The organism is Streptomyces sp. NPDC091376 (assembly GCF_044757085.1).
Taxonomy (GTDB): domain Bacteria; phylum Actinomycetota; class Actinomycetes; order Streptomycetales; family Streptomycetaceae; genus Streptomyces; species Streptomyces pratisoli.
Map to the genome: position 1 here is coordinate 143,539 of NZ_JBIVUF010000017.1, position 26,563 is coordinate 170,101.

Sequence of the window (26,563 nt, forward strand, 5' to 3'; positions counted from 1 at the left end):
ACAGACACTCAGACAAGTGTCCGGGGGCAATGACCCGAGCGACCGGCAGGCGGGAATCGTGAGGATCTTCGGGAAGGTACGGCATCGGCCCTCCGCCTCTTGGCGGCAGGCCACCGACCGCGCGTTCACGCTGATCGGCGACGGCCGGTACGAGGACGCGGGCGCGCTGCTCACGCGCGCGGCGGACCTGGAGCCCTGGCTCTCCGAGTCCTGGTTCAACCTGGCGCTGCTGCACAAGTTCCGGCACGACTGGGAGCAGGCGCGCGCCGCGGGCCTGCGGGCCGTCGCGCTGCTGGACAAGGAGACCGGCGCTCCCGACTGGTGGAACGTCGGGATCGCGGCGACCGCCCTGCAGGACTGGCCGCTGGCCCGCCGTGCCTGGCAGGCGTACGGGCTGAAGGTGCCCGGAGGCCCGCGTGCCGCGGGCGGCGGAGGGGCCTCGGCGGGCGTCGAGCCCGTCGGGATGGAGCTGGGCAGTGCCGCCGTACGCCTGTCGCCGGAGGGCGAGGCCGAGGTCGTATGGGGCCGCAGGCTCGACCCGGCGCGCATGGAGGTCCTGTCCATTCCGCTGCCGTCGTCCGGCCGACGCTGGGGCGAGGTCGTCCTGCACGACGGGGTGCCGCACGGCGAGCGGACCACGGCCGCGGGCCACAGCTTCCCCGTCTTCGACGAGATCGAGCTGTGGGCGCCCTCGCCCGTCCCCACCTGGGTGGTGCTGCTTGAGGCCGCCACGGAGGACGACCGGGACGCGCTGGAGCAGCTGGCCGCCGACGCCGGGTTCGCCGCCGAGGACTGGTCCTCGTCGGTGCGGCTGCTGTGCCGGGCCTGTTCCGAGAGCCGGATGCCGAGCGCAGAGGGCGACGGGGAGCACCTGGACCCGCACGACCACAGCGAGCCGGGCCACCCGGGGCCACTCGGCCACCGCACGGCCGGGGATCTGTGGGTGCCGGAGCGTGAGTGCGGTATCGCGGCGCCGGCCGCGCTGGTCCGGGGGCTGCTCGACGGCTGGGTGGCGGACAGTCCGGACAGCCGTGAGTGGCGGGATCTCGAGGAAGTCTGCTGACCACTCCGGCGGGGGCCGTAGGCTGTACGGGTCACCGGGACGGTTTTGAGGAAGGCTTACGGCGGAATGGCGCAGCAGGAGACGGACGAGCAGATCAACGACGGCTTCGTCGTCGACACGGAGGACTGCGAGGAGCGTGAGCGGGCCTACCGCGAGCGTGGCACGGCCCGTCCCATCACCGTCGTCGGCAACCCCGTGCTCCACAAGGAGTGCAAGGACGTCACCGAGTTCGGCGACGGGCTCGCGGCGCTGATCGACGACATGTTCGCCAGCCAGCGGGCGGCCGAGGGTGTGGGCCTGGCCGCCAACCAGATTGGCGTGGACCTGAAGGTCTTCGTCTACGACTGCCCCGACGACGAGGGCGTCCGTCACACGGGCGTCGTCTGCAACCCGGTGCTGCAGGAGCTGCCGCCGGAGCGCCGCGTCCTCGACGACTCCAACGAGGGCTGCCTGTCGGTCCCGACGGCCTACGCGTCGCTGGCCCGCCCCGACTACGCCGAGGTGCACGGCCAGGACGCCGAGGGCAACCCGATCAAGGTCCGCGGCACCGGCTACTTCGCGCGCTGCCTGCAGCACGAGACGGACCACCTGTACGGCTACCTGTACATCGACCGGCTGTCGAAGCGGGACCGCAAGGACGCGCTGCGGCAGATGGCCGAGGGCACGCCGCGCTACGAGACCGTGCCGAACGACTGATCCCTGCGGCTGCCGACCTCGGCCGCCGCTCGCCGTCGTGCGTGTACGCGCCCCGCTCCGTAGACCGGTGCGGGGCGCGGCCGTTACCGCCAGTGGGCCGACAAATGACAGCTGTCCCGGCCCTGTTGACGCGCGTCGACCGTCACGTCAGTCTCTGGCGTGCACTCCCTCATCCGGTGGACTCGTCATGGAGGGCCGATGCCCCGACGCACCGCTCGACTCCTGCTGTCCTTTGTCATGCTCATGGCCGCCTCGCTGGGTGGGGTCGTGGCCACCGCCGGCACGGCGCACGCCGACGGCTGCTACACCTGGTCCCGCACCCTCTCCCAGGGCGCCAACGGCGCCGATGTCACCCAGCTCCAGATCCGCGTCGCCGGATACCCCGGCTCCGGCGCGGTCCTCGCGATCGACGGCGACTACGGTCCCGCGACCACCGCCGCGGTCAAGCGCTTCCAGTCCGCGTACGGACTCGCCGCCGACGGCGTCGCCGGTCCCGGCACCTTCACCAAGCTCTACGCGCTGCAGGACGACGACTGCACGCCGATCCACTTCAGCTACGCCGAGCTCAACGACTGCAACTCCACCTGGGCGGGCGGCGCGGTGAGCGCCGCCACCGCGAAGTCCAACGCCCTGCGCACCATGTGGAAGCTCGAAGCCATGCGGCACGCCCTCGGCGACCAGCCCATCACCGTGACCAGCGGCTTCCGCTCGCACGCGTGCAACGACGCGGTCGGCGGGGCATCGAGCAGCCGCCACCTCTACGGCGACGCCGCCGACCTCGGTGCCGGTCCCCACACCCTGTGCAGACTCGCCCAGCAGGCCCGTAACCACGGCTTCAACGGCATCCTCGGCCCCGGCTACCCGGACCACAACGACCACACCCACCTCGACCACCGTCCCAGCCGCTTCTGGTCGGCGCCGAGCTGCGGGATCTGACCGGCTCGGGCCGCACGGACGGAACGCGCGGGGCCCGGGCCGCAGCCGGCCCGGGCCCCACGAGATCGACGACGCTCCTAGAAGTCCTCGTCCAGGTCCACCGATCCCTCGACGGCCACCTGGTAGGCGGACGGGCGGCGCTCGAAGAAGTTGGTCAGCTCCTGAACGCCCTGCAGCTCCATGAAGGAGAAGGGGTTCTCGGAGCCGAACACCGGAGCGAAGCCCAGCCGGGTAAGCCGCTGGTCGGCGACGCACTGAAGGTACTCGCGCATCGACTCGGTGTTCATGCCGGGCAGCCCGTCACCGCACAGGTCGCGGGCGAACTGCAGCTCCGCCTCGACGGCCTCCGTCAGCATGTCCGTGACCTGCTGCCGGAGTTCGTCGTCGAAGAGCTCCGGCTCCTCCTTGCGGACGGTGTCCACGACCTCGAACGCGAAGTTCATGTGCATCGTCTCGTCCCGGAACACCCAGTTCGTGCCGGTCGCCAGACCGTGCAGCAGTCCCCGCGAGCGGAACCAGTACACGTACGCGAAGGCGCCGTAGAAGAACAGCCCCTCGATGCACGCCGCGAAGCAGATCAGGTTCAGCAGGAACCGGCGGCGGTCCGACCGGGTCTCCAGCCGGTCGATCTTCTCGACCGAGTCCATCCACCGGAAGCAGAACTGGGCCTTCTCCCGGATGGACGGGATGTTCTCCACGGCGTCGAAGGCCGCGGCGCGGTCCGCCGGATCGGGCAGATAGGTGTCCAGAAGCGTCAGATAGAACTGGACGTGCACGGCCTCCTCGAAGAGCTGCCGCGACAGATACAGCCGCGCCTCGGGGGAGTTGATGTGCTTGTACAGCGTCAGCACCAGGTTGTTCGAGACGATCGAGTCACCGGTCGCGAAGAAGGCGACCAGGCGGCCGATCAGATGCTGCTCGCCGGGGGACAGCTTGGCCAGGTCGGCGACGTCCGAGTGGAGGTCGACCTCCTCCACCGTCCAGGTGTTCTTGATGGCGTCCCGGTAGCGGTCGTAGAAGTCCGGGTAGCGCATCGGGCGGAGCGTCAGTTCGAAGCCCGGGTCGAGCAGGTTCTTGGAATTGGCGGTCATAGCAGTCGGCGCGAAGCGCCGTCCTCCAGGGGGGTGTTCGGGTGGTGGCGGGCCGGAACTACTGGCACGCCTCGCAGGACTCGGGGTTCTCGAGGGAGCACGCGATGGCCTCTTCGGGCTTCGCCTGCGCGGGTACGGGGACGGTGGCGCCCGAGGCGGCACGGGCGATCCGCGTCGCCGGGCGCGAGCGCAGGTAGTACGTCGTCTTCAGGCCCTGCTTCCAGGCGTACGCGTACATCGAGGAGAGCTTGCCGATGGTCGGCGTCTCCAGGAAGAGGTTCAGCGACTGGGACTGGTCCAGGAACGGGGTCCGGGCCGCGGCCATGTCGATCAGACCGCGCTGGGGGATCTCCCACGCGGTGCGGTACAGCTCGCGCACCTCGGCCGGGATCCAGTTCAGGCCCTGCACCGAGCCGGCCGACTCGCGCAGCGCCTCACGGGTCTGCGCGTCCCACACGCCCAGGCGCTTCAGCTCCTCGACCAGGTAGGAGTTGACCTGGAGGAACTCACCGGACAGCGTCTCGCGCTTGAAGAGGTTGGAGACCTGCGGCTCGATGCACTCGTACACGCCGGCGATGGACGCGATGGTCGCGGTCGGGGCGATCGCGAGGAGCAGCGAGTTGCGCATACCGGTCGTGGCGACCCGCTCGCGCAGCGCGGCCCAGCGCTCGGGCCAGTTGAGCTCCACGTCGTAGTGGTCCGGGTGCAGCACCCCGCGTGCGGCGCGGGTCTGCTCCCAGGCCGGCAGCGGGCCGCTGCGCTCGGCGAGGTCGCAGGACGCCTCGTACGCGGCTAGCATGATCCGTTCGGCGATCCGCGTCGACAGCGTCTTCGCCTCGGCGGAGTCGAACGGCAGCCGGAGCTTGAAGAAGACGTCCTGAAGGCCCATCGCGCCGAGGCCCACCGGGCGCCACCTGGCGTTGGAACGGCCGGCCTGCTCGGTCGGGTAGAAGTTGATGTCCACCACGCGGTCGAGGAACGTCACGGCGGTGCGGACGGTCTCGTCCAGCCGCTGCCAGTCGATCTCGCCGGCCCCGGTCACGAACGCGCCCAGGTTCACCGAACCGAGGTTGCAGACGGCGGTCTCCCCGTCGTTCGTCACCTCGATGATCTCGGTGCAGAGGTTGGAGGAGTGGACGACCGTGCCGGGCTCGGCGGTCTGGTTCGCGGTCCGGTTGGAGGCGTCCTTGAACGTCATCCAGCCGTTGCCCGTCTGCGCGAGCGTACGCATCATGCGGCCGTACAGTTCGCGGGCCGGGAGGGTCTTGCGGGCCAGCCCGGAGGCTTCCGCCGCGCGGTACGCGGCGTCGAAGTCGTCACCCCACAGGTCCACGAGTTCGGGCACGTCGGCGGGGGAGAAGAGCGACCAGTCGGCGTCCGCGTTCACCCGGCGCATGAACTCGTCGGGGATCCAGTGCGCGAGGTTGAGGTTGTGCGTACGCCGCGCCTCCTCGCCCGTGTTGTCCCGCAGCTCCAGGAATTCCTCGATGTCCGCGTGCCAGGTCTCCAGGTACACGCAGGCCGCGCCCTTGCGGCGGCCGCCCTGGTTGACGGCGGCGACGGACGAGTCGAGGGTCCGCAGGAACGGGACGATGCCGTTGGAGTGGCCGTTGGTACCGCGGATCAGCGAACCGCGGGAGCGGATACGGGAGTACGAGAGCCCGATGCCGCCCGCGTGCTTCGACAGCCGCGCGACCTGGTGGTAGCGGTCGTAGATGGAGTCCAGCTCGTCCAGCGGCGAGTCCAGCAGATAGCAGGACGACATCTGGGGGTGGCGGGTGCCGGAGTTGAACAGGGTGGGCGACGACGGCAGGTAGTCCAGCCGGCTCATCAGGCCGTACAGCGCCGCGACCTCGTCCAGAGCGGGAACGGAGTCGTTCTCGGCGAGACCGGCGGCCACGCGCAGCATGAACTGCTGCGGGGTCTCGATGACCTTGCGGGTGATCGGGTGCCGGAGGAGATAGCGGCTGTAGAGGGTGCGCAGGCCGAAGTAGCCGAAGCGGTCGTCGGCGGCCGGGTCGATGAGCGAGTCGAGGCGGGCGGAGTGGGTCCGTACGAACACGGCGGTGCGGTCCGCGATGAGGCCCTCGCGGTGACCGACGGCGATCGAGCCGGAGAAGACGGCGGCCCCCTGCGAGGCCGCCTCCGCCGCGATCGTGAGGGTGAGCAACCTGGCCGCGAGCCGCGAGTACGCCGGGTCCTCGGAGATCAGACCGGCGGCCGCCTCGGTGGCCAGCTCCCGCAGTTCGGCCTCGTCCGATCCCGCGTGACGGCCCCGGAGGGCGGCGGCGGCGACACGTCCCGGGTCGGTGTCGGGAAGATCGGCGGTGAGGTCGGTCAGGGTCCGCAGAAGCGCGGTACCTGGCTCGTCGACGAGCTGCGTCGAAGCAGGATCGGGCGGCGCGATGGTCACGGGGTGCTCTCCCTCGCTCGGCTCGGGGCCGGCGGGGCGCGGGGCACGGATGCACGCCCTGTCGTGGGGATGCGCCGCGTCCACCGACCTGTTCCGCGAGGCCCGGACGTTCTCGGCACCCGAACCGGACGGTCCGGGCGCACCGTCGGCAGGTCCTCGGACTCGCGGGAGGCACGTGCGTAGGCACGCGCGCACCGGCACACCGTTGCGGGACAGTCCCGGATTCGCACCGGATTCCCCTGCGGCGACAGCGAGATGAGCATACATGTGGGGTGCGGTGGTTGCCGCACCCCCCACATGTTGTGTCGCGAGCCTCCGGCGGTGCGCTGGAGCTCCAGGCCGTGGGCGAGCGGTTCGAGGCCCGGCAGCGGCTCCCGGTCGCGCTCGGGAGTACGGACGAAGCCGCGGCGCCGGTCGATACGGTGGGCGGAACGCAGGGGGCGGTGCGGCCGAGGGACACGGCAGCGGGCCGCCGTTCCTCCCGGGGAGGAACGGCGGCCCGTCGTCGTACCGGTGCCGCTCAGCAGCAGCGGAAGCCCTCCCGGGGATCCGCCTCCCTCGCGTCCATGCGGCAGCGCTCGAACTCGGCGCGCGACATCACCTTCGCGTCCGGGTCGTGCGCCCGGGCGTGGGCGACATACCGGTCGTACACCGACTCGCCCGACACCTCGCGCACGTACCAGCGGACCCAGTCCACCGCGCGGCGTACGCCGCTCACCGCCGTCATACCTGTCACGGTACTCACGGCTTGCCGCTTCCCGCAGCCTCACGGTCCTCGCCGCCGGCGCCGACCGCCGCCAGTTCCGCCTTCTCCGCCTTGGTCGCGATCAGTCCGTCCGGGGCCACGATCTTCGACTCGACGTACGGGACCTCGGTGAGACGGGCGCTCTCCGGCTCGCGGATCGCCTTCATGCACACCCTGGCCGCGTCCAGGAGGACCACCACGATCAGCACGGCGAAGAACGCCGCGAGGAAGCCGTCGACGGTGGAGTTGGTGACGACCGTGTGCATCTCGTCCATCGACTTGGCCGGCGGCAGCACCTGGCCCGCGTCGATGCCCGCCTGGTACTTGTCGCGCTGGGCGAAGAAGCCGACCTTCGGGTCGGCGGAGAAGACCTTCTGCCAGCTCGCGGTCAGGGTGACCGCGGCGTCCCAGGCCAGTGGAACGGCCGTCACCCAGGCCCACTTGAGGCGTCCGGACTTGATCAACAGGGTGGTGCAGACGGCGAGTGCGACGGCCGCCAGCAGCTGGTTGGCGATGCCGAAGAGCGGGAAGAGCTGGTTGATCCCGCCGAGCGGGTCGTGCACGCCGACCCAGAGGAAGTAGCCCCAGCAGCCGACGACGACCGCGCTCGCGAACCAGACTCCGGGCTTCCAGCTGACCTGCTTCATCGGCTTGTAGACGTTGCCGAGGGTGTCCTGGAGCATGAAGCGCCCCACCCTGGTGCCGGCGTCGACCGTCGTGAGGATGAAGAGCGCCTCGAACATGATGGCGAAGTGGTACCAGAACGCCTTCATGCCGGCCCCGCCGACCACCGCCGAGAAGATGTCGGACATGCCCAGCGCGAACGTCGGCGCACCACCGGTGCGGGAGAGCAGGCTCGCTTCCTCGACGTCCTTGGCTGCCTGGGTCAGTTGCTCCGGGCTGATGGTGAAGCCGAGGTTCGCGACCGCCGTGGAGGCCGATTCCACCGTCGTGCCGAGCACGCCGGCGGGAGCGTTGATGGCGAAGTAGAGCCCGGGGTCCAGGATGCAGGCGCAGATCATCGCCATGACCGCGACGAACGACTCGGTCAGCATCGCGCCGTAGCCGATCATCCGGATCTGCGTCTCCTTCTGGATCATCTTCGGGGTGGTTCCCGAGGAGACCAGGGAGTGGAAGCCGGAGAGCGCGCCACAGGCGATGGTGATGAAGACGAACGGGAACAGCGAGCCCGCGAAGACCGGCCCCTGGCCGTTGCTCGCGAACTCGGTGACCGCCGGCATCTTCAGCGTCGGCGCCGCGATCAGCACGCCCACCGCGAGCAGCACGATCGTTCCGACCTTCATGAAGGTCGAGAGGTAGTCGCGGGGTGCCAGCAGCAGCCAGACCGGCAGCACGGAGGCGAAGAATCCGTACACCACCATCCAGATGACCAGCGTGCCCGGCTCCAGCGTGAAGAAGTCCGCGAGCGAGGAGTCGGCGACCCAGCCGCCGGCGACGATCGCGAGCAGCAGCAGCGCGACACCGATGACCGACACCTCGGTGACCTTGCCCGGCCGGAGTGTGCGCAGGTAGATGCCCATGAAGAGCGCGATCGGGATGGTCATGCCGATGGAGAAGACACCCCACGGCGAGTGCGCCAGCGCGTTGACGATGACCAGTGCCAGTACGGCCAGCAGGATGATCATGATCGCGAAGACGGCGATGAGGGCCGCGACGCCGCCGAACGGGCCGATCTCGTCGCGCGCCATCTGGCCGAGCGAGCGGCCGTCGCGGCGTGTGGAGAAGAACAGCGTGACCATGTCCTGGACGGCGCCGGCGAAGATCACGCCGACGATGATCCAGATGGTGCCCGGGAGGTAACCCATCTGGGCGGCCAGGATGGGGCCTACCAGGGGGCCGGCCCCCGCGATCGCCGCGAAGTGGTGGCCGAAGAGCACCCGGCGGTCGGTCGGGTAGAAGTCGACACCGTTGTCGAGCCGCTCGGCGGGAGTGGCGCGGGTCCTGTCGGCCTTGAGCACGCGGTACTGGATGAAGCGCGCGTAGAACCGGTAGCCGATGGCGTAGGAGCCGAGTGCTGCGGCCAGCATCCAGACGGCGGAGATCTCCTCGCCGCGGGAGAGCGCGAGCACGCTCCAGCCGGCCGCGCCCACCAGAGCGACGAGTACCCAGACTGCGATGGATTGCGGAGCCATTCTCCGCTGTGGAGTGTTCGATGGTGCCGGCTCGGCCATGGTGTGGCTCCCGTCCCGTCGTGATCACCTGTAACGCGCAGGCAATCTAGGGGACCGTTGCACCAGCGTCACCCCCAGTCCGCATATCGGTACGGCAACGACTGGTGGGACGGTCTGCTATGAGGCTGCTCCAAAACCCGGGCAGGGGCCACCCCTGGGGGTGACCCGGAGACCCGCGACCCGGCGGTCCGAGGCGCCGGTCAGCCCGCTTCGGGCCGCTGCAGCCGTGCGACGAACTTGTACCGGTCGCCGCGATAGACAGAGCGCACCCACTCCACCGGCTCGCCCTGCGCGTCCAGCGAGTGCCGCGACAGCATCAGCATCGGCAGGCCCACGTCCGTGCCGAGCAGTCCCGCCTCGCGCGGGGTGGCCAGCGAGGTCTCGATCGTCTCCTCGGCCTCCGCGAGGTGGACGTCGTACACCTCGGCCAGTGCCGTGTACAGCGACGTGTACTTGACCAGCGACCTGCGCAGCGCCGGGAAGCGCTTCGCCGACAGATGGGTGGTCTCGATCGCCATCGGTTCACCGCTCGCCAGCCGGAGCCGCTCGATGCGCAGCACCCGTCCGCCCGGTGAGATGTCCAGCAGCCCGGCGAGGGTGTCGTCGGCCGTGACGTACCCGATGTCGAGCAGCTGCGAGGTGGGTTCCAGGCCCTGCGCCTTCATGTCCTCGGTGTACGAGGTGAGTTGCAGTGCCTGGGAGACCTTGGGCTTGGCGACGAATGTGCCCTTGCCCTGGATGCGCTCCAGCCTGCCCTCGACGACGAGTTCCTGCAGGGCCTGCCGCACGGTGGTGCGCGAGGTGTCGAACTCGGCGGCGAGCGTGCGCTCGGGCGGGACGGGCGTGCCGGGCGGCAGAGTCTCCGTCATGTCGAGCAAGTGCCTCTTGAGCCGGTAGTACTTGGGCACGCGCGCGGTACGGGTCGCCGTCCCGTTCTCCGACTCCGTGCCGCCCCCGTCCGTGGCCATGGCCCGCCTTCCCGACTCGTGTGCTGCTGCCGTCACCGGCTCCTCCGTCTGTTGCGGCTCACATGGTGGCACGGTCGGGTCGTCGCCCTCCCTCAGGTGTCGTTCCGATAACGGACACGACAGCCCTTCTTATACACCCTTGACACCCCTAAAGGTCTAGGCCAAGCTCCCGAGTACTGGTCTAAACCATTAAAGACCAGGTCCCAGCCCCACGAGCAGTACTCGGCGTATGGCTCCGTATGTCCTCGCGGTGGGCGGGGGGTTGCAGCATCCCTGAGGAGGGTGGCGTGAAGCGCAAGCTCATCGCGGCGATCGGCGTCGCGGGCATGATGGTCGGCATTGTCGCGTGCGGTTCCGAGAGCGACAAGGGCGGGGACAAGGCGGGGGCGGACGTCAAGGAGCTCACCGTCTGGCTGACGGTCGACGCCCAGAACAACTGGCCCGACCTGGTCAAGGCGGCGGACGCCGCGGTCGCCAAGAAGCACCCCGGCATCAAGATCAAGCACGAGTACTACGGCTGGCCGGACAAGAACGCCAAGCTCGACGCCGTCCTCGCCACCGACAAGGCCCCCGACGTCGTCGAGATGGGCAACACCGAGATGCTCGGCTACATGGTGAAGGGCGCCTTCGCCGAGGTCGACGCGAAGCAGTTCGATCAGTCCGACGCCTGGCTGGACGGCCTCAAGGAGTCGGTCACGTACGACGGCAAGACCTACGGCGTCCCGTACTACGCCGGCGGCCGGGTCGGCCACTGGCGCAAGGACATCGCCGCCGAGGTCGGCGTGAAGGCCACCCCGAAGACCTACGCGGAGCTGACCGCCGCCCTGGACAAGATCCAGAAGAAGAAGGGCGCCAAGTTCAGCGCCTGGTACCAGCCCTCGCCCGACTGGTACGCCGCGATGTCCTTCGTCTACGGCGCCGGCGGCTCCATCGCCAAGGAGGAGGGCGGCCAGTGGAAGTCGAACCTCTCCTCGCCCGAGTCCATCAAGGGCCTCAATGAGTACAAGTCGATCCTCGACAGGTACATGCACGGCGACAAGACGAAGGACGAGTCCGACCGTCACATCGTCTTCGGCCAGGGCAACGCCGCCACCATCTTCGGCGCGGCCTGGGAGGGCGGCGCCGCCGCCGCCCCGGAGACCGACAAGGTCGGCAAGCTCGCCGACAAGCTCGAGACCTTCGTGATGCCCGGCCCGTCCGGCAAGCCGCTCCCCGTCTTCCTCGGCGGTTCGGACCTCGCCATCCCGGTCAAGTCCAAGGCGCAGGGCGCCGCGGCCGAGTGGATCAACGCCTTCACGGGTGCCCAGGGCCAGAAGGGTCTGCTCGCCAAGGGCAACCTGCCCAACAACAAGACGGACCTCGCGACGCTGAAGAACGACCCGAAGACGGTCGTCCCGGCCACCGCCGCGGAGTCCAACTGGTTCGTGCCGATGGCACCGGGCTGGGGTCAGGTCGAGAAGGCCCAGACCCTGAAGACCATGCTCCAGGAGATCGGCACCGGCAAGAAGTCGGTCGAGGAGGCCGCCAAGGCGGCCGACGAGGCGATCGACAAGGTCATCAACACCAAGTGACCTTCCGCAGGGCCTCGTCGGTCACCGACGGGGCCCTGCTCCGTACGAGGAGAGGGACCCTGGGAGCACCCGATGAGTGCCGCAGAGACAACCACTGCCAAGGTGCCGCCGACGCGGCCGTCGAAAGCCCCCGGCGCCGGGGCGGGGACCGGGGGAGCCGGTAACCGGGTCAAGCAGCGACGCACGGGCGGGGCCGCGCTGCCGTGGGGCCTGCTGGCGCCCTGTCTGCTGATCCTGCTGCTGGTCCTCGGCTATCCGCTGGTCCGGCTGGTCACCCTCTCCTTCCAGAAGTTCGGACAGCCGCAGCTGTGGGGCTTCCAGGAGGCCGAGTCGGTCGGCTTCGCGAACTTCACCAAGATCCTCGGTGACGGCGAGTTCTGGGCCGTCGTCGTCCGTACGGTGATCTTCGCCGTCGGCTCGGTCGTCCTCACCATGGTCCTCGGCATGCTCATAGCCCTGCTGCTGCAGCGTGTCTCCGGCTGGGTGAAGACCCTGATCAACATCGCGCTCGTGGCGAGCTGGGGCATGCCGATCATCGTCGCCACCGCCATCTTCAAGTGGCTCTTCGACACCGACTACGGCGTGCTCAACTGGCTGCTCAGCCGACTGCCCGGGGTCGACATGATCGGGCACAACTGGTTCGCCAGCGGCCCGCAGGGTCTCGCCGTCATCATGCTGCTGGTCGTCTGGGGGGCCGTGCCCTTCGTCGTCATCAGCCTCAGCGCCGGACTCACCCAGGTGCCGAAGGAGCTCGAAGAGGCCGCCCGCCTCGACGGCGCCGGCTCGTGGGGCGTGTTCCGCTACGTCACGCTTCCGGTCCTCAAGCCCCTCCTCGTGATGCTCACGACGCTCTCGGTCATCTGGGACATGGGCGTCTTCCCGCAGGTCTTCGTGATGCGCAACGGCCACCCGGAGGCCGAGTTCCAGCTGCTGACGACGTACTCGTACGACAAGGCCTTCGTGGTCAACGACTACGGCGGCGGCTCGGCGATCGCCCTGGTGACGGTCGTCCTGCTGCTCGGGGTGGTCGCCGTCTACATGCGCCAGATGCTCAAGATCGGAGAAGTCGAGTGAGCGCCGCGACAGCACAGAGGAACAGGCTCGGCTGGAACCTGCTCGGCCTGCTGGTCTTCGTCACGGCCGGCTTCCCGGTCTACTGGATGCTCAACACGGCCTTCAAGCCCGCCAAGGACGCGATCGACCCGAACCCGCACTTCTTCCCCGGGACGTTCACCCTGGAGAACTTCTCGCGGGCCTTCGACATCGCCGACTTCTGGGGGCCGGTCGGGCGGAGCCTCGTGGTCTCGCTCGTCGTGGTGCTGATCGGCATCGTGGTCGGCATGCTGGCCGCGCTCGCCATCTCGCGCTTCGCCTTCCGCGGCCGCAAGATCGTGATCGTGGGCATCCTGGCCGTCCAGATGGTGCCGCTGGTCGCCATGATCATCCCGGTCTTCCTGCTGCTCAACGACCTCGGTCAGTACGACAGGCTCACCGGCCTGATCATCACGTACCTCACCTTCATCCTCCCCTTCACGGTGTGGACGCTGCGCGGATTCATCGTCAACATCCCCAAGGAGCTGGAGGAGGCGGCGATGGTCGACGGCTGCACACGCACCGGCGCCTTCATGCGGGTGGTCTTCCCGCTGCTCGCCCCGGGCATGGTGGCCACGTCGGTGTACGGCTTCATCCAGGCGTGGAACGAGTACCTGTACGCGCTGATGCTGATGAGCCAGCAGAACCAGACCGCCACCGTCTGGCTCGGCAACTTCACCACCAAGCACGGCACCGAATACGCGCCGATGATGGCCGGCGCCACGATGATGGCCGTTCCCATCGTGATCCTCTTCCTCCTCGTCCAGCGCAAGATGGCCGCGGGTCTGACGGCCGGCGCAGTGAAGGGATGACGCCTTTCATGACAACGCTCGTGGACCGTATCGACACGCTCACGCGTGACGCCCTCGCCGTCCTTCAACCCGGCTTCGTCGGCACCACCGCACCCGACTGGCTGCTGCGCCGGATCGGGGAAGGGCTGTCCTCCGTCGGACTGTTCGGCCGCAACATCGCCTCGCCCGGCCAGCTGGCCGGGCTCACGGCGCAGTTGCGGGCCGAGCGGGACGACGTACTCGTCGCCATCGACGAGGAGGGCGGCGACGTCACCCGGCTGGAGGTCCGCACCGGCTCCTCCTTCCCCGGCAACCACGCCCTGGGGGCCGTGGACGACGTCGAACTGACCCGCGCGGTGGCGGCCGAACTCGGCCGCCGGCTGGCGGAGTGCGGAGTCGACCTCAACTGGGCTCCGTCCGCCGACGTCAACTCGAATCCGGACAATCCGGTCATCGGGGTACGTTCCTTCGGGTCCGACCCCCGGCTCGTCGCCCGGCACACCGCCGCGTACGTCGAGGGACTCCAGTCCGCCGGGGTCGCTGCATGTACCAAGCATTTCCCGGGACATGGCGACACCGCCGTCGACTCACACCACTCCATGCCCCGGATCGATGTGGAGTTGGCCACTTTGCACGCCCGTGAGCTGCAGCCTTTCCGCGCGGCCATCACAGCGGGTTCCAAGTCGGTCATGAGCGCGCATATCCTGCTACCCGCGCTCGACCCGGACCGCCCGGCAACCCTGAGCCCGCAGATTCTCACCGGTCTGCTGCGCCGGGAACTGGGCTACGACGGACTGATCGTCACCGACGGCATGGAGATGCAGGCCATCTCCTCGACGTACGGGATCGAGCGCGGCAGTGTCCTCGCGATCGCCGCCGGTGCCGACGCGATCTGTGTCGGCGGCGGCCTGGCCGACGAGGACACCGTGCTGCGGCTGCGCGACGCGCTGGTCACCGCGGTACGCAAGGGCGAGCTGCCCGAGGAGCGACTGGCCGACGCGGCCGCGCGCGTGCGCGCGCTCGCGGACTGGACCAGGGGGGCCAGGGGGGCGGCATCGGAGCCGGGCGCGGCTTCACAGGAGGGGACCGCGCCCGGCACCGACATCGGGCTGACGGCGGCGCGCCGGGCGGTGCGCGTGACGGCGGGGGAGCGGCCCTACGAGCCGCTGACCTCCGCGCCGTACGTCGCCGCGTTCACGCCCGTGGCCAACATCGCCGTCGGTGACGAGACCCCGTGGGGCGTCGCGGCCGAACTGGCCCGCATGCTGCCGGGCACCGAGACCGGTACGTACGCGGACGCCGCGGTCGACGACGTCCTCCTGGCGGCAGGTGACCGTCGCATCGTGGCCGTCGTCCGTGACGCCCACCGCCACACGTGGATGTCCCAGTCCCTGGACGCCCTGCTTGCGGCCCGGCCGGACACGATCGTCGTGGAGATGGGCCTCAACCAGGCCCCGCCGCGCGGCGCCCTGCACGTGGCGACGTTCGGCGCGGCGAGGGTCTGCGGCCTGGCCGCGGCGGAGGCGATCACCCGCGCGTAGCGCCTCCGGCGCACCCCACGGACCGAGGCCCGGGCCGCCCCAAGCGGGGGGCGCCCCGGGCCTCAACCGCGCCCGAGGAGCAGCCGGGCACGCGGTGCGCGTGCGTGGTGCCGGCGGCCGCCGGCCGGCGGGCTCCGAACGGCGACGGTGCCGGGCCGTTCCCCCGTGGGGGCGGCCCGGCACCGTCTCGTGCTTGCGGGGCGGGTCTGGACGTATTGACCTAGAGGCCCTGCCACTGCGGCTTGTTCGCGTACGTGTGGCGGAAGTAGTGCGCCAGCTTCAGCTTCGACGCCGCGGCCTCGTCCACCACCACCGTCGCGTGCGGGTGCAGCTGCAGCGCCGACGCGGGGCACACCGCGGCGACGGGTCCCTCCACGGTCGCCGCGACCGCCTCCGCCTTGCCCTCGCCCGTCGCCAGCAGCACCAGGTGCCGCGCCTCCAGGATCGTGCCGATCCCCTGTGTGATCACGTGATGCGGCACCTGCTCGATGTCGCCCCCGAAGAACCGCGCGTTGTCCACCCGGGTCTGCTGCGTCAGCGTCTTGATCCGCGTGCGCGACGCGAGCGACGAGCACGGCTCGTTGAACCCGATGTGCCCGTCCGTGCCGATCCCGAGCAGCTGCAGGTCCACCCCGCCCGCCGCCGCCAGCGCCGCGTCGTACGCCTCGCAGGCGCCCTGTACGTCCTCGGCCGACCCGTCGGGGCCCATGAACGCGTCCGCGTCCAGCCCGAGCGGTTCGACGACCTCGCGCAGCACGACGGAGCGGTAGGACTCGGGGTGCCCGGCGGGCAGGCCCACGTACTCGTCCAGCTGCGCGATCCGCGCCCGGGAGGCGTCCACCCGCCCCGCGAGGACCTTCGCCGTCAGTGCCTCGTAGATGGGCAGCGGCGTCGATCCCGTGGCCACCCCGAGCAGCGCGTCGGGCCTGCGGCGGAGCAGCTCCGCGATGCCCTGCGCGATGAGCTCCCCGCCTGCCTTGGCGTCCTGGACGATGACAACTTCCACGCTGGGCCCGCCGATCGGTTGAAAGGTCATGTGGTATAGACCAATCTAGCAGAAGGGGGTGGCGCCCCGGTGAATCCCGGCTGGCGGGGGTGTGGTCCCCCGTGGTCGACTGAGCCGGACGGCGCCCGGACCGTATGGGAGGCAACGAGACATGGCCGCCACGACGCCCACCGGGCCCGGCGAGCACAGCGAGCACGCGGGCAGGATCATGTCCGCCGAGATGGCCGAGCAGCCCGCCGTGCTGCGCCGGATCCTCGACCAGGGGGCACCGGGGATCCGCGAGGTCGCGGCCGCGATCGCCGCGAGGAAGCCCCGCTTCGTCCTGCTGACCGCCCGCGGGACGTCCGACAACGCCGCGCTCTACGCGAAGTACCTGCTGGAGATCCGGCTCGGGCTGCCGTGCGGGCTCGCCTCGATGTCGACGACGACGGCGTACGGGGCGAAGCCCGATCTCACCGACGTGCTGGTGATCACGGTCAGCCAGTCGGGCGGGTCGCCTGACCTGGTGGCCTCCACCAGGGCCGCGCGGGAGGCCGGCGCGGTGACCCTCGCCGTGACGAACAACCCGGACTCCCCGCTGGCCGCGGTCTCCGAGTTCCACATCGACATCCTGGCCGGCCCGGAGAAGGCCCTTCCGGCGACCAAGACGTACACGGCGTCACTGCTGTCGCTCTATCTCTTCGTCGAGGGGCTGCGCGGCGGCGACGGCGCCGCGGCGCACGTCCTGCCGGGGCTCGCGGAGGAGATCCTGGCCCGCCGGGCCGAGGTGCGGCAGCTGGCCGCGCGCTACCGCTTCGCCGAGCGCATGGTCATCACCTCCCGGGGCTACGGCTACCCGACGGCCAAGGAGGCGGCCCTGAAGCTGATGGAGACGAGCTACATCCCGGCTCTGTCGTACTCGGGCGCGGACCTGCTGCACGGCCCGCTGGCCATGGTCGACAACATCTCCCCGGTGATCGCCGTGGTGCCGGAGGGGCATGGGGGCGAGGCCCTCCAGCCCGTCCTGGACCGTCTGCGCGGCCGCGGTGCCGATCTCTTCGTGGTCGGGCCGAAGCCCCAGGTCGAAGCGGCGTCCGCGGGTTTCGTGCTGCCCACGGAAGGGGTGGCGGAGGAGGTCCAGCCGGTCCCGGAGATCCTCCCGCTCCAGCTCCTCGCGTACGAGGTGACCATCGCCCGCGGTCAGGACCCGGACGCGCCCCGCGCCCTCGCCAAGGTCACCGAGACCCACTGAGAGCGCGCCGGGGCCCGTCCGCGGCGGCGAACCGGTCCCGAAAACACCCGCGGGCCGCGGCGCCGGGACGGGACCCTCAGCCCGTCCGGCACCGCAGCCCGGAGTTGCCCGGCCGGTGGGTGTGCGGTTCCCGCTCGGCCGTGTGGAGGGCTCGGCGCAGTCAGGGCAGAGAGCGCCGGGTCCTCGGTTCCACCTTCCTGTGCGGGGAGGGTGGAGGTCTTTACCTGGTCATTGTGGACTAGACCATTCTGGTCTGTCCATCCATCGGCAGGCATGTGTTCCGGGCCCATCCTCCACCACGGAGGGCCGTCCCGTCAGGTTCATAGCGAAGGTACGCTCACAGCGTGCCCTCCATGAACGACCTCGTACGCCAGCACACCGCTCTGAGTGAGTCCGACCTCGAGTGGCTCCACCTGCTGGTCTCGGAGTGGCAGCTGCTCTCCGACCTCTCCTTCGCCGACCTCGTCCTCTGGGTCCCCACCCTGGACGGCACGCGCTATGTCTCCGTCGCCCAGATGCGGCCGAACACCGGTCCCACCTCCTATCAGGACGACATGGTCGGCCATTTGGTTCCCCGCGGCCGCCGGCCGATGCTCGACGCCGCGCTCGACGAGGGCCGGATCGTGCGCGAGGGCGACCCGGAATGGCGCGAGGAGGTGCCGGTACGGGTCGAGTCCATCCCCGTACGCCGCGAGGGCCGCGTCCTCGGGGTCATCGCCAGGAACACCAATCTGCTCACCGTCCGCACGCCGAGCCGGCTCGAACTGACGTATCTGCAGTCCGCCTCGGACCTCGCCCAGATGATCGCCGCCGGGACATTCCCCTTCCCGGAGCAGCAGGTCGACATGGACGCCTCCCCGCGCGCCGGAGACGGCCTGATCCGCCTCGACGCGGACGGCGTCGTCCAGTACGCGTCCCCCAACGCCCTCTCCGCTTACCACCGGCTCGGCCTCGCCGCCGACCTGGTCGGCCAGCACCTCGGACAGATCACCGCCGAACTCGCCCCGTCCCGCGGTCCGGTCGACGAGGCACTGGTCAAGCTCGCCAGCGGATACGCCCCGCGCGAGGCCGAGGTCGAGGGCAACGGCGGCGTCATCCAGCTCCGGGCCATCCCGCTCAAGCCGAAGGGAGCCCGCATCGGTTCCCTCGTGCTTCTGCGCGACGTCACCGAACTCCGGCGCCGTGAGCGCGAGTTGATCACCAAGGACGCCACCATCCGGGAGATTCACCACCGGGTGAAGAACAACCTCCAGACGGTCGCCGCCCTGCTGCGGCTGCAGTCCCGCCGGATGGACTCGGTGCGCGGCCGGGAAGCCCTCAACGAGGCCGTCCGACGGGTCGGGTCCATCGCGATCGTTCATGAGACGCTGTCCCAGAACCTGGACGAGCGGGTGGAGTTCGACGACATCGCCGACCGGGTCCTCGCCATGGTGGCCGAGATCTCCCCGGGCAAGGTGGTGTGCCGGCGCAGCGGCCGCTGCGGAATCCTCGATGCGGAGGTCGCCACGCCGCTGTCCATGGTCCTCACCGAGGTCCTGCAGAACGCGCTGGAGCACGCGTTCGCACCGGGGGAGCACGGCACGGTCGAGGTCTCGGCGGTACGCGGAGGCCCCCGTTCCGACGAGCGGCTGCTGATCACCGTGCAGGACGACGGCCGTGGCCTGCCCGAGGGCTTCGATCCGCAGCGGGCCGGGAATCTGGGTCTGCAGATCGTGAGGACTCTGGTCGAGGGTGAGTTGGGCGGCTCGTTCGACATGAAGCCGGCCGCCGGGCGCGGTACGCGTGTGGTCCTCGACATCCCCGTATGCAGCCAGAAGTAGCGGGCCCCGCACAGCAGTGAGCCCCGGACCGTATCAACACGGTCCGGGGCTCGAACGCTTGGGTTACTGCTGCGCGCTGCGGCTCGGGGGCGGTGAGTGCGTACTCGCCGTACGCGCCGCCGGGCTCAGGCTCGTAACAGGGGGCCGTCAGGCGCTGGCGTTGCGCGCCCGGTTGCGAGCGGCGCGGCGCTTCATGGCGCGACGCTCGTCCTCGCTGAGGCCACCCCAGACGCCGGAGTCCTGACCGGACTCGAGCGCCCACTGCAGGCACTGCTCCATGACGGGGCAGCGACGGCAGACGGCCTTGGCTTCCTCGATCTGCAGCAGCGCAGGACCGGTGTTGCCGATGGGGAAGAACAGCTCGGGGTCTTCCTCGCGGCAAACGGCGTTGTGACGCCAGTCCATGGCTGCTACCTCTCTTGGTATTACGTGCAGGTTGCTTGTGAATGTGAACGCTTTCACGAATCCCCCCGCACCGGAAGTGCCAACGCCCAGATGAACTGGTTGCGGTCCAGGTGTGAGGAGGGGTTCTGGCTCTCAGTGGAGGCCGGTCCTGCGGGCCGTCCCGATCGCCATGTAGAGATTCGCAAACCTCGGCGGCGGATACAACCCCTTCCGGAAAGTTTTTTTTGATTCCTCGGTGTCGACTAGGTCACAGCCGTACTTCCATGGGGTGGACCCACGCCTAAACGTTCGAGTGGAAGGACTTTTGCCCCTTCCGCTCACACAATCACACGCAGTGCACGGCGTACGCCTGTGAACGTCACGCTACTGCGGAGCCCGAGGTGGTCTCCGTCCATCTGGAAGGGCAGTGGAGCCTTCGAATGCAAGGTGAAGTCGGTCAGGTCGTGAAGGGAGACGACATGCTTTCCGCGCGGCCCGCGGTCGGGGGTCGACGTGAGCAGCTGGGTCGAATAGCGGGCCAGCGCGGCGGCCGAGAGCCGGCCGAGCGCGAGGACGTCCAGGGCCGAGTCGAAGGACGCCGCCGGAGCGGCGTAGACCGGACGATTGCCCAGGTAGGTCCAGGGAGAGGTGTTGCAGACTATCGACAGCGCGAGGCCCTTCACGGGCTCGGCTCCGGGGCGTTCCAGCGTGATCGAACCGCGCCGGCGGTGCGGGTCCCCGAGGAACTGGCGCGCCGCCTGGCGTATGTAGAGGGAGTGCGTCGACGTCCTGCCGCGCTCTCGCTGTTGTTCGACCCGGCCGACGACACCGGCGTCGAATCCGAAGCCGGCGCAGAACGTGAACCAGCGGGGCGGAACGGCCTCGTCCTCCGTACCCGGAGTGCCGGCCGCCACTCCCAGACCGACCGTCCGTTCGCTGCGCAGGCTGAGCGCGTCCAGGATCGCCCCGGTCGCCTCGACGGCATCGTTCGGCAGCCCGAGGGCGCGGGCGAAGACATTGGTGGAGCCGCCGGGCACGACCGCGAGACGGGGGAGGGCGTCAGGGTCCGGGCCGGCGTGGAGAAGTCCGTTCACGACCTCGTTCACTGTGCCGTCGCCGCCGAGCGCCACGACCAGGTCGATGTCGTCGGAGTCGGCCGCGCGCCGGCCGAGGTCCCGGGCGTGGCCGCGGTACTCCGTGGTGACGGCCTCCAGCTTCATCTCGCTGGCGAGGGCGTGGATGAGGACGTCACGGGTGCGGGCACTGGTGGTGGTTGCTGCCGGGTTGACCACGAGGAGTGCGCGCATGGCCGCCAGGGTACCTACCGCGGGGTACCCGGCCCAGTCCGGGGCGGAGCGGGCCCGGCTACCCTGCAGGGGTGAGCAGTGCTGAGCAGACCCCTGACGCGACCTCCGCGGCGCCCGGACCGCGCCCCGGACGGCTGACCGCCGCGGCGGCCCTGTGCGGCCTGGAGGCCCTGGCCCTGATCGCCGGCGGCGTCTGCATGCTGGTGCTGGGGCTCACCGGTGACCCCGACAGTACGTCGCAGGCCGAGACGGGCGGCGCGACGCTGATCGCGCTGGGTGTGATCCCGCTGCTGGCGGCGCGCGGACTGCTGCTGCGGCGCGGCTGGAGTCGTGGCCCCGCGATCATCACCCAGATCATGGCGCTGCCGGTCGCCTGGACCCTGCTGCGCTCGTCGGGCGCGCTGATTCCCGCCGGGATCGTGCTCGCTGTCGTCGCCGTGACGGGGCTGGTCCTGCTGATCAACGCGGCGACGACGGAAGCACTGGGCATCCGCGGCCGGGCATAGCCCTCCGGCCGGTCCGCACCGCCTGGCCCGTCCTACTCCTCGACCAGGAGCTTCTCGCGCAGTTGCGCGAGCGTGCGAGCCAGCAGGCGGGAGACGTGCATCTGGGAGATGCCGACCTCCTGCGCGATCTGCGACTGCGTCATGTTGCCGAAGAAGCGAAGCAGCAGAATCCGCTTCTCCCTCGGCGGCAGGTCCTCCAGCAGCGGCTTGAGCGACTCCCGGTACTCGACGCCCTCGAGCGCCTCGTCCTCCGCGCCCAGCGTGTCCGCGACGGCCGGGGACTCGTCGTCGGTGTCGGGGACGTCCAGGGAGAGCGTCGAGTACGCGTTGGCGGACTCAAGGCCCTCCAGGACCTCCTCCTCGGAGATGCCGAGGCGCTCGGCCAGTTCATGGACGGTCGGCGAGCGGCCGTGCTGCTGGGACAGCTCCGCGGTCGCCGTGGTCAGCGCGAGGCGCAGCTCCTGGAGCCGGCGGGGCACGCGCACCGCCCAGCCCTTGTCGCGGAAGTGGCGCTTGATCTCGCCGACCACCGTCGGCGTCGCGTACGTGGAGAACTCGACGCCGCGCTCCGGGTCGAACCGGTCCACGGACTTGATCAGACCGATCGTCGCGACCTGGGTCAGATCGTCCAGCGGCTCACCACGGTTGCGGAAGCGGCGGGCCAGGTGCTCGACCAGGGGCAGATGCATCCGGACCAGCTGATTCCGGAGCTCTGCCCGCTCGGGGGAGCCCTCCGGAAGTTTGCGCAGCTCGATGAACATCGCGCGCGCCCCGCTCCGGTCGTTCGGATCGTGGTGCTCGCGTTCCCTGGAGTCCTGCTGTTGCTCGCTCATGGCCGCCCTACCCCGGTGCTTCGCCTGGGAGGTACCCCCAGCCTGCTTCTGCTCCGCCGCGGCCGGAAGGCCGTCACGCTCGTCCTCCGGGTGCGGCCTGGCCTGCTGCTCCGGGATGCCCGCCGGTGCGAACACCGGCTCCGCCGGAGCCGCACGGCCGCCGTCCGGCGCTCCGGGAATGCGCTCCTCGTCCCGCACCGGACCGTCCCCGTCCCTCACGCCGGCCCGGGTCCCGCGCCGCGCTGTTTGTACAGGCTGATGGAGACCGTACGGTCGTCCGCCACGGTGGAGTCGACCTTGCCGGCCAGCGCGGAGAGCACCGTCCAGGCGAAGGTGTCGCGCTCCGGGGCGCGGCCGTCGGTCGTCGGAGCCGAGACCGTGACCTCCAGGGAGTCGTCGACGAGCCGGAAGACGCAGCTGAGGACGGATCCCGGGACGGCCTGCTGCAGCAAGATCGCACAGGCCTCGTCGACCGCGATGCGCAGGTCCTCGATCTCGTCGAGGGTGAAGTCCAAGCGTGCCGCGAGGCCGGCCGTGGCCGTACGCAGCACGGAAAGGTAGGCACCCGCAGCGGGCAGCCGGACTTCCACGAAGTCCTGAGTCCCGGGCTCGCCTGCGATCTGGGACACCCTCACCTCCAAGGTGGCACAAGGTCGATCGAGGCTCCGGGAGGGCGATCCCGGAGCCGAGTGCTACGCATCGGTGCGCAGCCCGTACCTGGACTGGCGACGCTATCGCGATCCATGGTGCCGTGTCGCCGGGACCCCTACCCGACGCTGTCACTCATGGTAAGCCCATGAGTACGCACAGTGGCTAGTGTTCTGCGGACCTCAATTACGAAGAACCGGCGGAGCTTTGACGTACCCAGGCGTCAGACGATCGAACCGTCCGGGAAACACCATCGCCAGCCCTCTCCCTGCTCAAGGGTACGCAGCACCGGATGCCCCTCCTCCTCGAAGTGGCGAGTGGCGTGCCGGTTCGGCGACGAGTCGCAGCATCCGACGTGTCCACAGGTCAGGCAGAGTCGCAGTTGCACCGGATGCGTGCCGTCGGACTCGCACTCCAGGCAGGTGTCGCTCAGCGGGGAGGGTTCGGGGCGCGGCAGGTCGAGAACATGGGGACACTCGCTCATGATTGCCAGGTTACGACGCAGGTGACCTTGCAAGGGGCGGATCATGGACGCATTGCCACTGGTGGCGCTGATCGCGGCGAGCGCCGTGATCGCCGGGGCGGCCCGCAGGACGGCGGTGCCCGCACCGCTGCTGCTCGTCGCGGCGGGGCTGATCGCCTCGTACGTGCCCGGGGTCCCGGACTACACCCTCGACCCGCACATCGTGCTGCCGCTGATCCTTCCCCCGCTGCTGCACATCGCGGCCGTCGACAGCTCTTACCTCGATCTGCGGGCCAACATCCGGCCGATCGCCCTGCTGTCGTTCGGCTACGTGCTCTTCGCGACGGTCGTCGTGGGGTACGTCGCCTATCTGCTGGTGCCCGACCTCCCGCTGCCCGCGGCGCTCGTGCTCGGGGCCGTGGTGGCACCGCCGGACGCCGTGGCCGCCACGGCGATCGCCCGCCGGCTCGGTCTGCCGAACCGCATCACCACGATCCTCCAGGGCGAGTCCCTGGTGAACGACGCCACCGCCATCACCGCCTACCGGGTGGCACTGGCGGCGGCGCTCGGCGAGGGCCTGAGCTGGGCCGAGGGCGCCTGGGAGTTCCTCCTGGCGTCGGTCGGCGGCATCGCCGTCGGGCTGGTGCTGATGGTGCCGATCCACTGGCTGCGCACGCACCTGAAGGAGGCCCTCCTGCAGAACACCCTCTCCCTGCTGATCCCCTTCGTCGCGTATGCCGCAGCCGAGCAGGTCGGGGCCTCCGGTGTGCTCGCCGTCGTGGTCGTCGCCCTCTACCTGGGGCACCATTCCTGGCAGGTCGACTTCGCCACCCGGCTCCAGGAGGAGGCTGTCTGGAGGATGGTCGCCTTCATCCTCGAGTCCGCGGTCTTCGCGCTCATCGGACTGCAGCTGTCGTACGTCGTCGGCAAGCTCGGCGCCTACTCGATGGCGGAGGCCGCCATGTACGCGGCTGGGGTGTTCGTCGCCGTCGTCGTGGTCCGCTTCATCTGGCTCTTTCCGGCGACCTTCCTGCCGCGGGCGCTGTCGAAGCGGATCAGGGAGCGCGAACCGAGCGTGACCTGGAAGTCGCCGGTGATCATCGGCTGGGCCGGCATGCGAGGAGTGGTCTCCCTGGCGATCGCCTTCTCCATTCCGCTCGCCACGCACAGCGGCGAGCCCTTCCCGGCGCGCAATCTCGTCCTGTTCCTCACCTTCACCACGGTGATCGGCACGCTGGTCGTGCAGGGGCTGACCCTGCCGACGCTGATCCGGGCCCTGAAGCTGCCGCAGCGCGACGCACAGATCAGCACCCTGGCGGAGGCGCAGGCGCAGAGCGAGGCGTCCAGGGCTGCGGACGAGCGCCTGGAGGAGCTTCTGGCCGATGAGCGCAATGCCCTTCCGGGGCCGCTCGCCGACCGGTTGCGCGCGGTCCTGGAGCGCCGCAGGAACTCTCCCTGGGAGCGGCTCGGGGCGGTCAATCCGGTGACCGGAGAGTCCGCGGACGACATCTACCGGCGCCTCTCCCGGGAGGTCATCCAGACCGAGCGCGAGGTCTTCGTGCGGCTGCGTGACGCGCGGCGGATCGACGACGAGATGATGCGCACGCTGCTGCGGAGGCTGGATCTGGAGGAGGCCGCCGCCTACCGGGAGGGAGCGGAGTGAGGCCTGCCGGTGATCACCGCGGCGACGGTGGTCCCGGGTGCGAACGCGCCCTCCTCGGCGAGGGTGACGAGTCCGTACAGCATTTTGGCGACATAGAGACGCTCGACGGCCAGCCCGTGCCGTGACCCGAAGTCCGCCGCGAACGCGTCGAGGGCGGGGGCGGTACGGGCGTAGCCGCCGAAGTGGAACCGCTCGTCCAGCCACCAGTCGCCCGCCGGGCCGCCGAAGGCCTGCTCCTGGAGGGCGCGGATCTCCTCGCCGAGGAAGCCTCCCTTGAGCACCGGGACGCCGAGCGCCCGCCCCCGGCCGGGCGGGAGTCCGGCGGCGAGCCCCGCGAGCGTCCCGCCGGTCCCGCACGCCACGGCGACCACATCAGCCATGCCGCTCAGCTCGCGGCCGAGCTCGGTGCAGCCGCGTACGGCAGACGCGTTGCTGCCGCCTTCGGGAACGACGTGGCACTCCTCCGTGCCGCCGAAGCGACGGACGAGCTCCGCGAGCACCTCGGGGTCGGCCTTGCGGCGGTACGTCGCACGGTCGACGAACCGCAGCCGCATTCCGTCGGCCGCGCACGCGGCGAGCGTCGCGTTGAGGGGCCGCCCGGCGAGCTCGTCGCCGCGTACGACCCCGATGGTCGGGAAGCCGAGCAGCCGGCCGGCGGCGGCCGTGGCGCGCAGATGGTTGGAGTAGGCGCCCCCGAACGTGAGCACCGTGCGCCCGGCGGCCGCACGCAGGTTCGGTGCCAGCTTGCGCCATTTGTTGCCCGGGAGGTCCGGATGGATCAGATCGTCCCGCTTGAGCAGCAGCCGTACCCCGTGCCGTGCGAAGCGCTCGTCGGCCACCGGCTCCAGGGGGGAGGGGAGCCGGGGCCGCAGGATGCCGGGGTCGAACGCGTTCACCCCGCCATTCTCGCCGCCCCGGGACCGTCCTACTTGAGCCGCTCCGCGATACGGGCCCGCATCGCGTTCATGGTGAAGCCCCTCGGGTCGACCTTGCCGGGCTGCCACTCGAGATGGCCGATGACGGACGGGGCCGTCCACCCGTGCCGGCGGCAGACGGCGGCCGCGGCCTTCTCGATGGCCTCCAGCTGGACCTCCGGCCAGGGGTCCTTGCCGTCGCCGAGGTTCTCGCACTCGAAGCCGTAGAAGTGCCGGTTCCCGTCGGTGTTCGCCTCGTTGTCCGGCGGGAGCAGCTTCTCGGCGATGACGGCGCGCAGGACGTCGTCGTCGCCGAGACCGGCGTGGTTGGCCCTGCCGTAGCCGACGAGATGGACCGTGCCGTCCTTGGCGATGACGCCGTGGCAGAGCGGGCCCGGCAGGCTCTCGTAGCCGTCGCGGCAGATGCGTACGGTGTTGGCGGTGCCCCTGGTGACGGTGTGATGGATCATCACCCCGTGCACGGGGCCCCAGGGGCCTTTGTGGTTGCGGTTGTGTGTGCGCCAGTCGCCGACCTGGACGACCGTCAGCCCTTCGTCGCGCAGGGCGTCGAGGAAGCTGCTCGCGGACATGGGTGGGGCCATGGCCCACTCCTTCGCGGCTTGTCGTGGTCCGTACCGGGCTTCTACCCCAACCCTCGGGATCGGGCCATCTGTTCGGGCGGTGTGCGA

24 protein-coding genes and 1 riboswitch are annotated in these 26,563 nt (G+C 70.2%); of the genes, 11 read left to right on the top strand and 13 right to left on the bottom strand.

Going from position 1 to position 26,563, the window contains the following annotated elements; translation table 11 throughout:
• Positions 1-58 precede the first annotated feature (58 nt).
• The 3 genes from ACIQMR_RS30510 to ACIQMR_RS30520 all read left to right on the top strand — a co-directional run bounded on the left by ACIQMR_RS30510 (position 59) and on the right by ACIQMR_RS30520 (position 2,695).
• Positions 59-1,063, top strand: coding sequence for a tetratricopeptide repeat protein (locus ACIQMR_RS30510; protein ID WP_401394069.1), 1,005 nt, complete (start codon positions 59-61; stop codon positions 1,061-1,063).
• 66 nt (positions 1,064-1,129) lie between these two features.
• On the top strand, positions 1,130-1,759 hold the full coding sequence (gene def / locus ACIQMR_RS30515) for a peptide deformylase (protein WP_401393978.1): 630 nt from the start codon (positions 1,130-1,132) through the stop codon (positions 1,757-1,759).
• A 198-nt stretch (positions 1,760-1,957) separates the two neighbouring features.
• Positions 1,958-2,695, top strand: coding sequence for a D-Ala-D-Ala carboxypeptidase family metallohydrolase (locus ACIQMR_RS30520; protein WP_401393981.1), 738 nt, complete (start codon positions 1,958-1,960; stop codon positions 2,693-2,695).
• Positions 2,696-2,772: 77 nt separating this feature from the next.
• Here the strand turns inward: ACIQMR_RS30520 and ACIQMR_RS30525 are convergent, their stop codons facing one another.
• From ACIQMR_RS30525 to ACIQMR_RS30545, 5 genes are all read right to left on the bottom strand, one after another.
• On the bottom strand, positions 2,773-3,786 hold the full coding sequence (locus ACIQMR_RS30525) for a ribonucleotide-diphosphate reductase subunit beta (protein WP_401393983.1): 1,014 nt from the start codon (positions 3,784-3,786) through the stop codon (positions 2,773-2,775).
• A 58-nt stretch (positions 3,787-3,844) separates the two neighbouring features.
• A complete protein-coding gene (locus tag ACIQMR_RS30530; protein WP_401393985.1) occupies positions 3,845-6,199 on the bottom strand; it encodes a ribonucleoside-diphosphate reductase subunit alpha in 2,355 nt (784 codons plus the stop codon).
• Positions 6,200-6,350: 151 nt separating this feature from the next.
• Positions 6,351-6,438, bottom strand: a riboswitch (cobalamin riboswitch).
• 281 nt (positions 6,439-6,719) lie between these two features.
• On the bottom strand, positions 6,720-6,926 hold the full coding sequence (locus ACIQMR_RS30535) for a YbdD/YjiX family protein (RefSeq protein ID WP_401393987.1): 207 nt from the start codon (positions 6,924-6,926) through the stop codon (positions 6,720-6,722).
• 14 nt (positions 6,927-6,940) lie between these two features.
• Positions 6,941-9,136 (bottom strand): carbon starvation CstA family protein, encoded by a 2,196-nt coding sequence (locus ACIQMR_RS30540; protein WP_401393989.1) that lies wholly within the window; start codon positions 9,134-9,136, stop codon positions 6,941-6,943.
• A gap of 200 nt (positions 9,137-9,336) precedes the next feature.
• Positions 9,337-10,104, bottom strand: coding sequence for a GntR family transcriptional regulator (locus tag ACIQMR_RS30545; RefSeq protein ID WP_266384437.1), 768 nt, complete (start codon positions 10,102-10,104; stop codon positions 9,337-9,339).
• 287 nt (positions 10,105-10,391) lie between these two features.
• Here ACIQMR_RS30545 and ACIQMR_RS30550 point away from each other — a divergent pair, with 287 nt between their 5' ends.
• The 4 genes from ACIQMR_RS30550 to ACIQMR_RS30565 all read left to right on the top strand — a co-directional run bounded on the left by ACIQMR_RS30550 (position 10,392) and on the right by ACIQMR_RS30565 (position 15,099).
• Positions 10,392-11,675 carry an extracellular solute-binding protein gene (locus tag ACIQMR_RS30550; RefSeq protein WP_401393992.1) on the top strand — a complete coding sequence of 428 codons (1,284 nt, stop codon included), beginning with the start codon at positions 10,392-10,394 and terminating at the stop codon, positions 11,673-11,675.
• A gap of 72 nt (positions 11,676-11,747) precedes the next feature.
• Positions 11,748-12,749, top strand: coding sequence for a carbohydrate ABC transporter permease (locus tag ACIQMR_RS30555; protein WP_401393994.1), 1,002 nt, complete (start codon positions 11,748-11,750; stop codon positions 12,747-12,749).
• Positions 12,746-13,579: a carbohydrate ABC transporter permease gene (locus tag ACIQMR_RS30560; protein WP_401393997.1), complete on the top strand. Its 834-nt coding sequence runs from the start codon at positions 12,746-12,748 to the stop codon at positions 13,577-13,579. Before ACIQMR_RS30555 ends, ACIQMR_RS30560 begins: the two co-directional genes overlap by 4 nt.
• A gap of 8 nt (positions 13,580-13,587) precedes the next feature.
• Complete coding sequence (locus tag ACIQMR_RS30565) at positions 13,588-15,099, top strand: glycoside hydrolase family 3 protein (RefSeq protein ID WP_401394000.1); 1,512 nt, start codon at positions 13,588-13,590, stop codon at positions 15,097-15,099.
• 220 nt (positions 15,100-15,319) lie between these two features.
• Here the strand turns inward: ACIQMR_RS30565 and nagB are convergent, their stop codons facing one another.
• Positions 15,320-16,105 carry a glucosamine-6-phosphate deaminase gene (gene nagB, locus ACIQMR_RS30570; RefSeq protein ID WP_401394073.1) on the bottom strand — a complete coding sequence of 262 codons (786 nt, stop codon included), beginning with the start codon at positions 16,103-16,105 and terminating at the stop codon, positions 15,320-15,322.
• A 151-nt stretch (positions 16,106-16,256) separates the two neighbouring features.
• Here nagB and ACIQMR_RS30575 point away from each other — a divergent pair, with 151 nt between their 5' ends.
• Positions 16,257-17,336 (top strand): SIS domain-containing protein, encoded by a 1,080-nt coding sequence (locus ACIQMR_RS30575; protein WP_401394003.1) that lies wholly within the window; start codon positions 16,257-16,259, stop codon positions 17,334-17,336.
• A 353-nt stretch (positions 17,337-17,689) separates the two neighbouring features.
• Positions 17,690-19,156: a sensor histidine kinase gene (locus ACIQMR_RS30580; RefSeq protein WP_401394076.1), complete on the top strand. Its 1,467-nt coding sequence runs from the start codon at positions 17,690-17,692 to the stop codon at positions 19,154-19,156.
• Between the two features lie 147 nt (positions 19,157-19,303).
• Here the strand turns inward: ACIQMR_RS30580 and ACIQMR_RS30585 are convergent, their stop codons facing one another.
• Entirely contained in the window at positions 19,304-19,561 is a 258-nt protein-coding gene (locus ACIQMR_RS30585; RefSeq protein WP_003953983.1) for a WhiB family transcriptional regulator, read from the bottom strand.
• 317 nt (positions 19,562-19,878) lie between these two features.
• Positions 19,879-20,847 (bottom strand): diacylglycerol/lipid kinase family protein, encoded by a 969-nt coding sequence (locus tag ACIQMR_RS30590; RefSeq protein ID WP_401394006.1) that lies wholly within the window; start codon positions 20,845-20,847, stop codon positions 19,879-19,881.
• 71 nt (positions 20,848-20,918) lie between these two features.
• Between ACIQMR_RS30590 and ACIQMR_RS30595 the strand changes: the two genes are divergently transcribed.
• Positions 20,919-21,353 (top strand): hypothetical protein, encoded by a 435-nt coding sequence (locus ACIQMR_RS30595; RefSeq protein WP_401394009.1) that lies wholly within the window; start codon positions 20,919-20,921, stop codon positions 21,351-21,353.
• A gap of 32 nt (positions 21,354-21,385) precedes the next feature.
• On the opposite strand, the gene ACIQMR_RS30600 is transcribed toward ACIQMR_RS30595, so the two are convergent.
• The 3 genes from ACIQMR_RS30600 to ACIQMR_RS30610 form a co-directional block, all read right to left on the bottom strand.
• Positions 21,386-22,405 (bottom strand): RNA polymerase sigma factor SigF, encoded by a 1,020-nt coding sequence (locus ACIQMR_RS30600; RefSeq protein WP_401394012.1) that lies wholly within the window; start codon positions 22,403-22,405, stop codon positions 21,386-21,388.
• Complete coding sequence (locus ACIQMR_RS30605; RefSeq protein ID WP_254375657.1) at positions 22,402-22,815, bottom strand: anti-sigma regulatory factor; 414 nt, start codon at positions 22,813-22,815, stop codon at positions 22,402-22,404. The genes ACIQMR_RS30600 and ACIQMR_RS30605 overlap by 4 nt, the downstream gene beginning before the upstream one ends.
• Positions 22,816-23,057: 242 nt before the next feature.
• Positions 23,058-23,318, bottom strand: coding sequence for a UBP-type zinc finger domain-containing protein (locus ACIQMR_RS30610; RefSeq protein ID WP_401394015.1), 261 nt, complete (start codon positions 23,316-23,318; stop codon positions 23,058-23,060).
• A 43-nt stretch (positions 23,319-23,361) separates the two neighbouring features.
• On the opposite strand from ACIQMR_RS30610, the gene ACIQMR_RS30615 reads away from it, so the two are divergent.
• Positions 23,362-24,960, top strand: coding sequence for a Na+/H+ antiporter (locus ACIQMR_RS30615; RefSeq protein ID WP_401394018.1), 1,599 nt, complete (start codon positions 23,362-23,364; stop codon positions 24,958-24,960).
• Here the strand turns inward: ACIQMR_RS30615 and ACIQMR_RS30620 are convergent.
• Positions 24,939-25,856, bottom strand: coding sequence for a 1-aminocyclopropane-1-carboxylate deaminase/D-cysteine desulfhydrase (locus ACIQMR_RS30620; protein WP_401394021.1), 918 nt, complete (start codon positions 25,854-25,856; stop codon positions 24,939-24,941). The genes ACIQMR_RS30615 and ACIQMR_RS30620 overlap by 22 nt on opposite strands.
• A gap of 29 nt (positions 25,857-25,885) precedes the next feature.
• Positions 25,886-26,476, bottom strand: coding sequence for an N-acetylmuramoyl-L-alanine amidase (locus ACIQMR_RS30625; protein WP_401394023.1), 591 nt, complete (start codon positions 26,474-26,476; stop codon positions 25,886-25,888).
• Positions 26,477-26,563: the final 87 nt, after the last annotated feature.

Bases quoted from the DNA above. Each gene is read 5' to 3' on its own strand.
- def (WP_401393978.1), top strand. From the start codon at position 1,130: ATGGCGCAGCAGGAGACGGACGAGCAGATCAACGACGGCTTCGTCGTC.
- ACIQMR_RS30520 (WP_401393981.1), top strand. From the start codon at position 1,958: ATGCCCCGACGCACCGCTCGACTCCTGCTGTCCTTTGTCATGCTCATG.
- ACIQMR_RS30525 (WP_401393983.1), bottom strand. From the start codon at position 3,786: ATGACCGCCAATTCCAAGAACCTGCTCGACCCGGGCTTCGAACTGACG.
- ACIQMR_RS30535 (WP_401393987.1), bottom strand. From the start codon at position 6,926: ATGACGGCGGTGAGCGGCGTACGCCGCGCGGTGGACTGGGTCCGCTGG.
- ACIQMR_RS30540 (WP_401393989.1), bottom strand. From the start codon at position 9,136: ATGGCCGAGCCGGCACCATCGAACACTCCACAGCGGAGAATGGCTCCG.
- ACIQMR_RS30545 (WP_266384437.1), bottom strand. From the start codon at position 10,104: ATGGCCACGGACGGGGGCGGCACGGAGTCGGAGAACGGGACGGCGACC.
- ACIQMR_RS30555 (WP_401393994.1), top strand. From the start codon at position 11,748: ATGAGTGCCGCAGAGACAACCACTGCCAAGGTGCCGCCGACGCGGCCG.
- ACIQMR_RS30565 (WP_401394000.1), top strand. From the start codon at position 13,588: ATGACAACGCTCGTGGACCGTATCGACACGCTCACGCGTGACGCCCTC.
- ACIQMR_RS30575 (WP_401394003.1), top strand. From the start codon at position 16,257: ATGGCCGCCACGACGCCCACCGGGCCCGGCGAGCACAGCGAGCACGCG.
- ACIQMR_RS30580 (WP_401394076.1), top strand. From the start codon at position 17,690: ATGAACGACCTCGTACGCCAGCACACCGCTCTGAGTGAGTCCGACCTC.
- ACIQMR_RS30585 (WP_003953983.1), bottom strand. From the start codon at position 19,561: ATGGACTGGCGTCACAACGCCGTTTGCCGCGAGGAAGACCCCGAGCTG.
- ACIQMR_RS30590 (WP_401394006.1), bottom strand. From the start codon at position 20,847: ATGCGCGCACTCCTCGTGGTCAACCCGGCAGCAACCACCACCAGTGCC.
- ACIQMR_RS30610 (WP_401394015.1), bottom strand. From the start codon at position 23,318: ATGAGCGAGTGTCCCCATGTTCTCGACCTGCCGCGCCCCGAACCCTCC.
- ACIQMR_RS30615 (WP_401394018.1), top strand. From the start codon at position 23,362: ATGGACGCATTGCCACTGGTGGCGCTGATCGCGGCGAGCGCCGTGATC.
- ACIQMR_RS30625 (WP_401394023.1), bottom strand. From the start codon at position 26,476: ATGGCCCCACCCATGTCCGCGAGCAGCTTCCTCGACGCCCTGCGCGAC.